Below are 11794 nucleotides of genomic sequence, written 5' to 3'. Positions count from 1 at the left end.
GGGGTCCTTCGGTCTTAAGCGTGTTCGGATGGGCGCTACGCGTTGCGATGACTGCTGTGGTACTCGTCCCACAGCTGGTCTTCGAATTCCTCGAGCTCGCTCGAATAGTCATCCCAAGAATCGGTGTGGGACTCCTCCATGTGGTCGTACATGTAGGGGGCGGTTACGGCGGACTGCATGACGCCGAAGGCCAACCACAGGAACGCGATGGTGAACACGGCGAGGCCCCCCAAGACGCATCCGGTAAGGATGTAGGCGAAGTTCGAATCGTTCGCCTGATTCGCGGTGGACGCGCTGGCGCTCTCGATTACCGGCTGGCGCGAAACGAGATCGGTATCCTCGGGGGCGTTCGGTGCTATCTTGCTGTAATCAAAAGAGGGTGCTTCCATGGTGTCCTCGCTTGCATTCGCGGTTTTTAACCCATTATACCGATGGTGAAGGAGGCGGTCATGCCCACGCAACTGTCGACCGTCCTCGACATGCTCGTTTCGGTCATCCTTGCGGGCGAGATTGCGGCGGCCGCCTTTATCGATGCGCGTGAGCGACGGTTCCCGCATGCTCTTTCGGTCTTGTTGGCGGCCACGAGCGCCATCTTTGGGTTGATGCATGGTGGCATCCGCGGTTTTGCCTGGCATGCATTGGCGGCCGTTGCGGTGATGGCGTTGTTGCTTGCGACCGAGACCCTTTGGCGCCGCATGCACAGCGGAGCCGCAGGGCTCGGTGGGGGAGACGTCAAGTTCCTCGCCGCGCTCATGTTGGCCGACCCGCTCTATGCGCTCGCTTCGTTTATCTTGGGATTGTGCCTGCTCGCCGTTTGCGGCTTGCTGGCGCGACGAGACGCCCTGCCGCTGCTGCCGTTCGTCGCCATTGGGTGTGCGCTCGTCCCGCTCGCTTCTTTGCTTCCGTGAAACTGGACCGTGTTTTGTCCTCTCGGTATGCGACTATAAGCGCATGAAATCGTGAGAGATTGGATGAGCACATGAGTACGACCGAGAGCACCTTGTTCGACCGCCTAAATTCCATGCCCGACCAGCTGTCCCATGCGCTCGTCGAGCGTATGGAGGACGACCGCGCACGGGGATGGGTCAATCCCTACCGTGCATTCGATGAGGACGTGATCCGCAGGGAGGACCGCCCGGCCGATCGCAACAGCATCTGGCGCCCCTCCTACGTGCGCGACACCGAGAAGATCTTGCACCTTCCCGCATACAACCGCTATAACGGCAAGACGCAGGTCTTCAGCTTCCGCAGCAACGATGACCTGTCCCGTCGCGGCCTGCACGTGCAGCTCGTGGCCCGTATCGCGCGCGACATCGGCCGCGCACTCGGCCTCAATTGCGATCTCATCGAGGCGATCGGTCTCGGGCACGACCTCGGCCATACGCCCTTCGGACATACGGGGGAGGCGTTGTTGAACGACATCAGCGAGGCTCGGACCGGCCGTTCGTTTTTCCACAACGTCCATTCCGTCCGCGTCCTGGACGGGCTGTACGGCAGGAATCTCTCGCTGCAGACCCTCGACGGAGTGCTCTGCCATAACGGCGAATACGAGCAGCGCGTTTTCGAGCTGTCCGGCTTGAGTGGATTTGAGGAGTTCGACGCAGTCGTCGATCGTTGCTATGCGAGCGATTTCGACTACGTGAAGACGCTTCGTCCCATGACGCTCGAGGCCTGCGTGGTCCGCATCTCCGACATCATCGCCTATGTCGGGCGCGACCGCCAAGACGCCATCGAGGCGGGTCTTGTGGATGAGGGCGCGTTTGCCGACGGTATGGGCGGCCGGTATAACTCGTGGATCCTAACGCGTGCGTCGATCGATATCGTCGAGCATAGTTACGGCAAGGACCGTATCGAGATGAGCGAGGAGCTCTTCGAGGAGATTCGCCGTGCCAAGCGTGAGAACTACGCGATGATCTACCATTCCGTCGCGATCGAGGAGGAGCGCAAGGACATGATGGCACGGGCGTTCAGCCTCATGTACGAGCACTTCCTCGGCGACCTCAAGGCGCATGACGAGCATAGCACCATCTTTAGGCACCACATTGCCAGGATCGACAAAGCGCTTGCGCATTACGGCCGCACGTACGATTGGTCGAGCGACTTTGACCAGACGGTGATCGACTATATTGCCAGCATGACGGACGGCTACTTCATCGAGCTCGCATGTACGCTGTTCCCCGAGCTCGATTTTCCGCAGCGCACCTACATCAACGAGTGAATACGAACAGGTGTTTGAATAGGGCTGGTCGTTTGATACACTCTTGTTTGAATGAACGATCGTCGGAGAAGGCCCATGGACACGTTATTTTCCAGCAACGAGCGCGTAAAACAGCTCAAGAACGCACCGCTTGCGGTTCGCATGCGCCCGTCGACGCTCGATGATTACGTGGGTCAGAAGAAGGCCGTGGGCCCGGGCTCCTGGCTTCGATCCGCCATCGAGCACGACGTGCTTTCCAGTGTGATTCTGTACGGACCCGCAGGTACGGGCAAGACCACGTTGGCGCATATCATCGCCTCGCACACCAAGAGCGAGTTCGTGGAGGTCTCCGCCGTTACGGGCACCGTCAAGGACCTGCGCCGAGAGATCGATGAGGCAAAGCACCGCCTCATGATGTTCGACCGCCGCACCATCTTGTTCATCGACGAGATCCATCGCTTCTCCCGTTCCCAGCAAGATGCCCTGCTCCACGCGGTCGAGAACCGTACGGTCGTCATGATCGGCGCCACGACGGAGAACCCGTACTTCGAGGTGAACTCAGCGTTGCTGTCGCGCAGCCGCGTCGTGGAGCTCGAGCACCTGGCCGATGAGGACGTCGAGCGCCTGGTCCGCCGTGCCCTGAGCGCACCGGAGGGGCTCGACGGGCGCTTCAGCGCCAGTGATGAGGTTGTTCGCGCGATCTGCACGCTCGCCGCCGGCGACGGGCGCAGTTCGCTCACCACGCTCGAGTTGGCGAGCGAGATCGCCCTTACCAGGCCCGGTCGCGAGGGCGAAGCCCCGGCCGATTCCGCATCTCCCATCCCGATCGAGCTCGAAGATGTGAAGCAAGCCAATCCGCGCCGCGGCCTGTCGTACGACAAGTCTGGCGACATGCATTACGACATCATCTCGGCTTTCATCAAATCCATGCGCGGCAGCGATCCCGACGCGGCGGTGTATTGGCTCGCCCGCATGATCGACGCGGGGGAGGACCCCAAGTTCATCGCCCGACGCATCATGATCCAGGCGAGTGAGGACATCGGCAATGCCGACCCCACCGCGCTCCTTGTGGCCGAGGCCGCATTTAAGGCGGCCGAGGTCATCGGCTATCCGGAGTGCCGCATCAACCTTGCACAGGCCGCCATTTACAACGCCCTCGCGCCCAAGTCGAATGCTGCCGAGGCCGCCATCGACGCCGCTCTGGCCGACGTTCGCACAAGCGGGCAACGTGAGGTTCCCAGCTACTTGCGCGACCGTCATCGCCCCGGTTCAGACGAATATGGCGACTACAAGTATCCGCACGATTACCCCCAGGGCTGGGTGGAGCAACGCTATTTGCCCGAGGGCCTGGAACGCGGGGCGTTTTGGCAGCCCAGCGGTCGCGGTTGGGAGCAATGGCGGGCGGAGAACAAGCCGCGCTAGGGTTTGGACCTTGTTTGCGCCCGGTCCTTGTGGGGTATCATCAACCTTACGTGTGTCGCTCGTTTGTAATGGAGGCATCCATGGAACCTATGCAGATCGTCCTTGTCGTGCTCGCCTTGGTCGGCGTTTGGGCCGTCGCGGAGCTCGCGCTTACCTTGCGTCGCACCCGCGACGTCGTGGCTTCGCTCGACAAGACGGTGGAGCAGGTCAACAGCACTATCGAGGAGGCTCGTCCTGTCGTAGCCAAGCTCGACGGCGTCGTCGATGAGCTTCAGCCCGCAGTTGCCCAGGTCGAGCCTCTGCTCAAGCAGGCAACCGTCGCCGTGGAGGCGCTGTCTGCCGATTTGATCGAGGTCAATGGCGTTCTGCGCGATGTCTCCGCCGTGAGCGGTGCCGCCAGTAGCGCTTCTAACGCCGTCACCGAGCTTGCCGACGCCGCATCCGGTAAGGTCCAAAGGTTGCTCAACCGTGGCCACAAGGCTGCAGCCCCCAAGGCCGTCAAGCCCGCGCCCGTGCACGATGACGAACCCGTTGCCCAGTCTGCGGTCCAGCCTGCCGAGGCGCCCGCGCCCGAGGCCGAGTCCCAGGCCGAGCCCCGCACCTACTTCACCTACAATCCCGGCGAGGAGACCATCAATGAATAACCCAACTGCCATCTCTCTCGTCGTTTCGTGCGACCCCGATCTGGCCCGCCTCGTCCGCATGACCGCCGCGAACGTCGCCACGCTCTCCTCCATGTCGGTCGAGTGTGTCGAGGATATCCGCATGGCGGCCGAGGAGGCCTTTATCTACGCGTGTGCCACTTCGCCCGACGAGACCCTCACCATCGATTTTGATGTCGACTCCACGCGCGTGGCCATGACGTTCACCCTCGAGGCGGATGCCTTTGCGGAGCCCTCTGCCGACGATCCCACCGCCGCGTACGCCGATTTGATCCTCGGCTCCGTCTGCGATGTCTATCAGAAGGTCGAGTCTCCCGCCCGTCTCGTGCTCGAAGTGAAGGCGGACGTCGATGACCTCTAAGAACTCGGGTAAGAGCGCTTGGGATAAGGAGAAGACCCGCGAGCTCTTCCGCCGATTCAAGGAGGAAGGGGACATGGATGCGCGCGAGAAGCTCGTCATGTCCCATCTGAATCTCGTGCGCTTCATCGCAAATAAATTCAAAAACAGGGGAGAGCCCATCGACGATCTGATCCAGGTCGGGTACCTCGGTCTGCTCAAGGCGATCGACCGTTTCGACCCTAGTCGCGGGCTTGAGTTCACTACCTTCGCCACACCCACCATCATGGGCGAGATCAAGCGCCATTTCCGCGATAAGGGCTGGTCGGTCCGCGTGCCGCGCCGCCTGCAGGAGCTTTCTGCCAAGGTCAACCAGGCCACAGACACGCTCACCTCGCAGCTGCAGCGCTCTCCGACCATCGCCGAGATCGCCGATTACCTCGACGCGACCGTGGACGAGGTCCTCGAGGCCATGGAGTCCTCCTCTGCGTACAGCTCGGTCTCCCTCGAGGCCCCGTCTGGCGCCGACGACGATGACACCCCGTCGGTCATCGATCGCTATGCGACCGAGGATTCCGATCTCGCGTTTACGGACGACCGTATCATCATCGAGGAGGCGCTTGCGAGCTTCTCCCCGAGGGAGCGTGACGTCATCGAGATGCGCTTCCTCAAGGGCATGACGCAGATCGAGATCGCCGAGAAGCTCGGCATCTCCCAGGTCCAGGTCAGCCGCCTGCTGCGCCGGACGCTCAAGAAGATCCAGGATAAGATCGACCCCGAAGGGGTCATGACCGGTTAAGCCCGGCCGCCGCGCCATCTCCGGCGATGCGCCGGATGCATAAGGGGAATCATGAAGCACGACACCGCCCGCGCCGAGCGCCTCATGCGCACGACGTTTTTGAACATTTGGATCGTCATCGGAGTGATCATCATCTGCGCGGTGGTGTTCCAGCTCATCGGGTCCCTGTCCAACGTCCTGATTTTCCTTTCGGTTGGTGCGATCTCGGCTTTCATGGCCTCCCCGATCGTGAACTTCCTCGAGCGGCGCGGTCTGCCGCGCGCCGGTGGCGCACTCATCGGCCTGCTCGTCGTCATCGTGGGCTTTGTCCTGCTCTTTGCCCTGGTGATCCCTATGGTCACCGGTCAGCTGATCGACCTTTTACGCGACGCCCCCGCCAAGCTCGCCGCCCTGAGTTCCTGGGCCATGCGCATGGAGAACAAATTCGCCATCGTCGAGCACCTGAACGATGTGGTGAATATCGAGTCGCTGTTCGCCTCCGCGCAGGACATGATCAATCAGGCGCTCTCGGGCCTGCTCTCCGCGGTCCGCGACGGTATCGTGCCCATGGTGAATAACATCGCCTCCATGGTGTTCACTGTCTTCCTTGGATTCGTGTTGGCGTTCTGGCTCGCGTGCGACTATCCGCGCATCAACGAGGAGATCTGCCGCATCCTGCCCGAGGATAAGGCCGACGATTATCGCCTCATGGTCGCGGTGCTCAGCCGTTCCGTGGGCGGCTACCTGCGCTCGACCCTGATCAACTCCATGATCCAGGGATTCCTGGCGTTCGTCGGGTTCATGATCGTGGGCCACCCGTATGCCATCACGATGGGCATCCTCTCGGGCATTTTGAACATCATCCCGGTGGTCGGCCCTTCGATCTCGGCCATCATCGCGACGCTCATCGCCCTGGTATACAGCCCGATCATGGCCATCTGGACCATGGTCATGGCCATGCTCTCGCAAAACATCACCGACAACGTGATCGCCCCCAAGATCAATCAATCCACCATGCAGGTCCATCCCGTGCTTTCGCTCACGGCTCTCGTGGTCGGTTCCACCTTTGGCGGGGCGATCGGCATGATCGTCGCGTTGCCGCTCGTGGCGGTCATCAAGTCGCTGTTCATCTTCTATTTCGAGACCCGTACCGGCGAGCAGATCGTTTCGTATGAGGGTGCGCTGTTCCGCGGCGCCCCGTTCCGAGACGCGCAGGGACGCCCCGTCCCCGCGTTCGACGCACTGGGCGACGACACCTTCGTTGCCGACTCGCAGATTCTTGCGAGCGATTCGGTGCCCGAGGCCGAGGCGCTGCCCAAGCCCGAGCTCGAGAATCCCTGGGCGAAGCTCATCGATTTTGAGATGCCCTTCTCCGCGCACGAGCGGGTGGAGGATGCTAAGAAACCCGAGGAAACCGACACAACTGACGACGTGCGTTAACGTATAATAGCTGGGTTTGGAAACTGTTCCCCCTAGGTGGGGACGCGAATTGAACCCAGGGAGTTTACGCATGGCCGCTGACTATCCCACCATGTCTACCGCCGAGATTCGCTCGGCCTATCTCAACTTCTTTGAGGAGCGCGGCAACAAGCTGTATGCCAGCTCGTCCCTCGTCCCCGACGACCCCTCGCTGCTTCTCGCCAACGCCGGTATGAACCAGTTCAAGGAGTACTACCAGGGCAAGAAGGTCATGAAGGAGATCGGTGCCTGCTCGTGCCAGAAGTGCGTGCGCACCAACGACATCGACATCATCGGCTCCGACGGCCGTCACGCCTCGTTCTTCGAGATGCTCGGCAACTTCGCCTTTGGCGGCGTGACCAAGGAGCAGGCATGCACCTGGGCCTACGAGCTGATCACCGAGGTCTTCAAGCTTCCAAAGGAGCGTCTGCACTTCACCGTCTTCACTGACGACGACGAGACGCATGACGTCTGGCGCGCCCTTGGCGTTCCCGAGGACCACATCACCCGCCTCGGCGAGGACGACAACTTCTGGGCTGCCGGCCCCACCGGTCCCTGCGGCCCCTGCTCAGAGATTTACTTCGACCTCGGCGAGGAGGTCGGCTGCGGCTGCCCCGACTGCGCCCCCGGCTGCGATTGCGATCGCTTCCTGGAGTTCTGGAACCTCGTGTTCACGCAGTTCGATCGCCAGGAGGACGGCTCCATGCCCGAGCTGCCCCACCGCAACCTCGATACCGGCATGGGCCTCGAGCGCATGGCCGCCATCATGCAGCACAAGAGCTCCTTCTTCGACGGCGACGTCATGCAGAGCCTCATCAAGCTGGGCGAGGAGATCTCCGGTAAGACCTACGTCGATAATGAGTACACCGGCGCCTCCCGCTCCCTGCGCATCATCGCCGACCACGCCCGTTCCGTCGACTTCCTCATCTCCGACGGCGTCCTGCCCGGCAACGAGGGCCGCGGTTACGTCCTGCGCCGTCTGCTGCGTCGTGCCGTGTTCCACGGCCGCCTGCTCGGCATCGAGGACGCGTTCCTCGGCCGCTTCATCGATGCGGTGAACGACGTCATGGGTGAGGCCTATCCCAACCTCGTCGAGAACGCCGGCCTGGTCAAGGGCATCGTGAACGCCGAGGAGGAGCGCTTCTCCACCACGCTCAACAATGGTCGCGTCTACCTCGACGAGCAGCTCGGCGCCCTGGGCGAGGGCGAGCAGCTCTCCGGCAAGGCCGCCTTCATGCTGCACGACACCTTCGGTTTCCCGATCGACCTCACCGTCGAGATCGCCGAGTCCGCCGGTCATGCCGTCGACATCGACGGCTTTGACGCCGAGATGGCCGAGCAGAAGGCCCGTGCCCGCGCTGCCGCCAAGGGTGACGCCTGGGGTTCCTTCAACGACGTTTGGACCGAGCTTGCCGACCAGCTCCCGGCCACCGAGTTCGCCGGTTACGAGGAGGAGAGCATCGAGGGCGCTCATGTTCTCGCCATCGTCGTGAACGGCGAGCGCGTGGCGTCCGCCGAGAACGCCGCCGAGGCCTCCGTCGTGCTCGATCGCACCCCGCTGTACGCCGAGATGGGCGGTCAGCTGGGCGACCACGGCCTCATCGACACCTCCGACGCCCAGTTCTTCGTCTCCAACACCGTTTCCAAGGGCGGCCTGTATGTTCACGAGGGCAAGCTCATCGGCAAGCTCTCCGAGGGTGACACCGTCTTTGCCGGCTACGACCTCAACCGCCGTGGCCTGCTCGCGCGCAACCACACCGCGACCCATCTGCTCGACGCCGCCCTCAAGGAGGTCCTGGGCGACCATGTGAACCAGGCCGGCTCGCTCGTCTCCCCGGAGGCCCTGCGTTTCGACTTCACCCACTTCGAGGCCATGACCTCTGAGCAGATCCGCGCCGTCGAGGACCTCGTGAACGAGCAGATCCTCGCCGCTAAGCCCGTGGTCACCCGCGTGATGGGCATCGAGGAGGCCAAGGCCTCCGGCGCCGTCGCCCTGTTCGGCGAGAAGTACGGCGACACCGTCCGCGTCGTCTCTATCGGCGCCGAGGACGAGCCGTTCTCCCGCGAGCTGTGCGGTGGCACCCACGCGGCCAACACCGCCGAGCTCGGTCTGTTCAAGATCGTCTCCGAGTCTTCCACCGGCTCCAATGTCCGTCGCATCGAGGCTGTGACCTCTACCGGCGCCATCGCTTACCTCGAGCAGCGCGCCGCGCTCGCCGAGTCTGCCGCTTCGCAGCTCAAGTGCCGTATCGAGGAGGTTCCTGCGCGCATCTCCTCCCTGCAGGCCGAGCTTCGCGAGTCCAACCAGAAGCTCAAGCGCGCGCTCACCGGCGGCGGTTCCGATGCCATTTCCTCCGCCATCGAGAACGCCCAGGACATGGGCGGCTACAAGCTCGTCGTGGCTGAGCTTGCCGGTCTCGAGGCCTCCGACCTCCGCAACGTCTGGGACACCATCCGTCAGAAGGTCTCCGGCGCCTGCGCCTGCGTCCTCGCCACGGTGACCGAGAAGGGCACGCCCGCCCTCATCGCCGCCGCCACCGACGACGCGGCTTCCGCCGGCTTCCATGCTGGAAACGTCATCAAGCAGATCGCCCCGCTGGTCGATGGCCGCGGCGGTGGCAAGCCCACCATGGCCCAGGCCGGCGGCAAGGACGCCCAGGGCGTCGCGGCTGCTCTCGAGGCCGCTCGCACCGCGCTCGGCGCGTAACAAACGGCAGGAAGGCAGCACGTGGTAGCTCTCGCCCTCGATATCGGCGGTACGCGCACCGGCATCGCGGTCTCTGACCGCACCGGTCGCGTGGCCATGCCGCTCAAGGTCCTGCCCGCGTGCGAGGTGGAGGGCATGGCCCGTTCCTTCCGCATGATCTTGGAAGACCATGAGCCCGATGTCTTGGTCTGCGGCCTGCCGCAGACCATGTCGGGCGAGGAGGGCCCACAAGCCGAGCACATTCGGGAGGTCGCCGGCCGTATTGCCGCCGCGACCGGCCTTCCGCTCGAATTCATCGATGAGCGCCTCACGTCCACCGAGGCAAAGCGCATCCTGCGCGAACAGGGTTTGAACGAGAAACAGATGCGCGGTAAGGTCGATATGATTTCCGCCTCCCTGTTCCTGCAGGCCTGGCTCGATTCCCATGGACGAAAGGACGATCGTGGCTAACGACTACGGCTCGCATCGCGATCAGCGGGACCAGCGTCCCGCCGGCAAGCGATTCCGCACGAACGCCCCGGCTCCGGCCCCGCGCCCCGCAGCGAACGCCCCTCGTCCCCGTGCGGCGGCCCCGCGATCCGCTCGTGGAACGGCGCCGCGCCCGCAGCGCGTTCAGGCGCCGTCCCAAGCTCGCGCGCACGGCCGCTCCGGTGGCGTGCACCCCGCCTACGCGCAGGCTGCAGCCAAGCGCTCCAAGCTCCCCGTCATCTTCGGCGTGCTTATCGCCATCGCCGTGGTTGCCGTGGCGGCCGTTTTCGTGTTCCCACGCGTGTTCGGCGGTTCGGGTGAGGCCATCGAGGCCGGACAGCCCGTGAACGTCGTCATTCCCGAGGGCGCGACGGGCGACGTCATCGCGCAGACCCTGGTCGAGAACCACGTCGTTGAGGACGCCGGCGAGTACTACGCCGCCGTCAAGAAACTCGGCGCCGAGATGCAGCTCAAGCCCGGCGAGTACCGCTTCGAGACCTTGCAGGACCCCATCTCCGTGGTTAAGCAGCTCGTGGTCGGCCCCAACGTCGAGGGCGTAAAGCTCACGGTCCCCGAGGGCAAGACCGTCGCCCAGACCGCCCGCATCGTCGAGGGGGTTTACGGCATCCCCGCCGACGACTTCATCGCGCAGGCCAAGGCTTCCAACTACGTTGCCGATTTCGCGTTCCTCTCCGAGGCCGCCGACGATTCCCTCGAGGGCTACCTGTTCCCCAAGACCTACACGTTTCAGGGCACGCCGACCGCCGACCAGATCATCCGCGCCATGCTCGGCCAGTTCCAGCTCGATGTCCTCGACGCGTTAGATTTCAATGCCGGTCTGGCTTCAATCAAGGCGAGGTTCGGCGTCGAGCTCACTGCTTATCAGCTGCTCGATCTTGCCTCCATTGTCGAGCGTGAGGGTCTTCACGCGGAGCAGCGATCTCACGTCGCGTCGGTGTTCCTGAACCGCCTTGCCGGTAAGGGCGACTTTGCCGGGCGTCCGTACCTGCAAAGCGATGCCACGCTCATGTACGTGACGGGTGGCGAGGTCACCGCCAACGACATCCAGACGATCGACAGTCCGTACAACTCGTACAAGAACGCCGGTCTTCCCCCAACGCCGATCTGCTCTCCGTCTGCGGAGGCCATCAGCGCTACGTTGAATCCCACCGATTCCAACGATCTGTATTTCTTCATCACGCAGGACGAGGAGTTCTTCTCCGAGACCTACGACGATCATCAAAAGTCCTGGGAGTAGCGCCTATGAGCATCTTTTCCCCCAGCCGCTACATCACGCGCGTCGAGCACATCGACCTCGATGCCCTGTGGGCGTCGGGTAAGCGCGCGATTCTGCTCGATCGCGACAACACCCTCGTTCCGCGCGACCGTACCTGCGCGCCCGATTCCGTGGCAGCCTGGCTCGATCACGCCCGTGAGCTCGGCTTTGAGCTCATCATGGTCTCCAACAACTGGCATGTGAGTCACGTCTCGCGCTCCGCGGGCGAGCTCGGCATGGACTATATCTCCTTCGCCTGCAAGCCGCTTCCGTTCGCCATCACGGCGGGCATGAAGCGCCTGGGCGCCCGCAAGGAGGAGGCCGTCATGATCGGCGACCAGCTCTACACCGATGTGTGGGGCGGCAAGCTCGCCGGCGTGACCACCATCCTCGTCAAGCCGCAGTCCACCGCCGATCTGTGGTACACGCAGATCTTCCGCATCTTCGAGCGCATGGCGCTGCGCGGCGTTCCCTGCGAGGAGTAACGCT

The 11794-nt window shown here is 63.2% G+C and carries 12 protein-coding genes; 11 read left to right on the top strand and 1 reads right to left on the bottom strand.

Going from position 1 to position 11794, the window contains the following annotated elements; translation table 11 throughout:
* Nucleotides 1–35 precede the first annotated feature (35 nt).
* Complete coding sequence (locus AOBCEHNH_RS04015) at nt 36–389, bottom strand: hypothetical protein (protein WP_152063252.1); 354 nt, start codon at nt 387–389, stop codon at nt 36–38.
* 60 nt (nt 390–449) lie between these two features.
* Between AOBCEHNH_RS04015 and AOBCEHNH_RS04010 the strand changes: the two genes are divergently transcribed.
* From AOBCEHNH_RS04010 to AOBCEHNH_RS03960, 11 genes are all read left to right on the top strand, one after another.
* Complete coding sequence (locus AOBCEHNH_RS04010) at nt 450–908, top strand: prepilin peptidase (RefSeq protein WP_193221173.1); 459 nt, start codon at nt 450–452, stop codon at nt 906–908.
* A 71-nt stretch (nt 909–979) separates the two neighbouring features.
* Complete coding sequence (locus AOBCEHNH_RS04005; RefSeq protein WP_006722492.1) at nt 980–2218, top strand: deoxyguanosinetriphosphate triphosphohydrolase family protein; 1239 nt, start codon at nt 980–982, stop codon at nt 2216–2218.
* Nucleotides 2219–2293: 75 nt separating this feature from the next.
* Nucleotides 2294–3619, top strand: a complete 1326-nt coding sequence (locus tag AOBCEHNH_RS04000) for a replication-associated recombination protein A (protein ID WP_152063250.1) — start codon at nt 2294–2296, stop codon at nt 3617–3619.
* A gap of 80 nt (nt 3620–3699) precedes the next feature.
* Nucleotides 3700–4263: a hypothetical protein gene (locus AOBCEHNH_RS03995; RefSeq protein ID WP_152063249.1), complete on the top strand. Its 564-nt coding sequence runs from the start codon at nt 3700–3702 to the stop codon at nt 4261–4263.
* Nucleotides 4256–4642 carry an ATP-binding protein gene (locus AOBCEHNH_RS03990; protein WP_118103440.1) on the top strand — a complete coding sequence of 129 codons (387 nt, stop codon included), beginning with the start codon at nt 4256–4258 and terminating at the stop codon, nt 4640–4642. Before AOBCEHNH_RS03995 ends, AOBCEHNH_RS03990 begins: the two co-directional genes overlap by 8 nt.
* A complete protein-coding gene (locus AOBCEHNH_RS03985) occupies nt 4632–5417 on the top strand; it encodes an RNA polymerase sigma factor SigF (RefSeq protein ID WP_152063248.1) in 786 nt (261 codons plus the stop codon). The genes AOBCEHNH_RS03990 and AOBCEHNH_RS03985 overlap by 11 nt, the downstream gene beginning before the upstream one ends.
* A 51-nt stretch (nt 5418–5468) precedes the next feature.
* Nucleotides 5469–6836 (top strand): AI-2E family transporter, encoded by a 1368-nt coding sequence (locus AOBCEHNH_RS03980; protein ID WP_118271260.1) that lies wholly within the window; start codon nt 5469–5471, stop codon nt 6834–6836.
* A gap of 70 nt (nt 6837–6906) precedes the next feature.
* Nucleotides 6907–9561 carry an alanine--tRNA ligase gene (gene alaS, locus AOBCEHNH_RS03975; RefSeq protein ID WP_152063247.1) on the top strand — a complete coding sequence of 885 codons (2655 nt, stop codon included), beginning with the start codon at nt 6907–6909 and terminating at the stop codon, nt 9559–9561.
* A 21-nt stretch (nt 9562–9582) separates the two neighbouring features.
* Entirely contained in the window at nt 9583–10011 is a 429-nt protein-coding gene (gene ruvX, locus AOBCEHNH_RS03970) for a Holliday junction resolvase RuvX (protein WP_006722499.1), read from the top strand.
* Complete coding sequence (gene mltG, locus AOBCEHNH_RS03965) at nt 10004–11287, top strand: endolytic transglycosylase MltG (RefSeq protein ID WP_226803232.1); 1284 nt, start codon at nt 10004–10006, stop codon at nt 11285–11287. Before ruvX ends, mltG begins: the two co-directional genes overlap by 8 nt.
* A 5-nt stretch (nt 11288–11292) precedes the next feature.
* Nucleotides 11293–11790: a YqeG family HAD IIIA-type phosphatase gene (locus AOBCEHNH_RS03960; RefSeq protein WP_152063246.1), complete on the top strand. Its 498-nt coding sequence runs from the start codon at nt 11293–11295 to the stop codon at nt 11788–11790.
* The last annotated feature ends 4 nt before the right edge of the window (nt 11791–11794 follow it).

Source organism: Collinsella intestinalis (assembly GCF_902501455.1).
GTDB classification, from domain to species: domain Bacteria; phylum Actinomycetota; class Coriobacteriia; order Coriobacteriales; family Coriobacteriaceae; genus Collinsella; species Collinsella intestinalis.
This window is presented reverse-complemented; position numbering and strand designations above follow the sequence as displayed.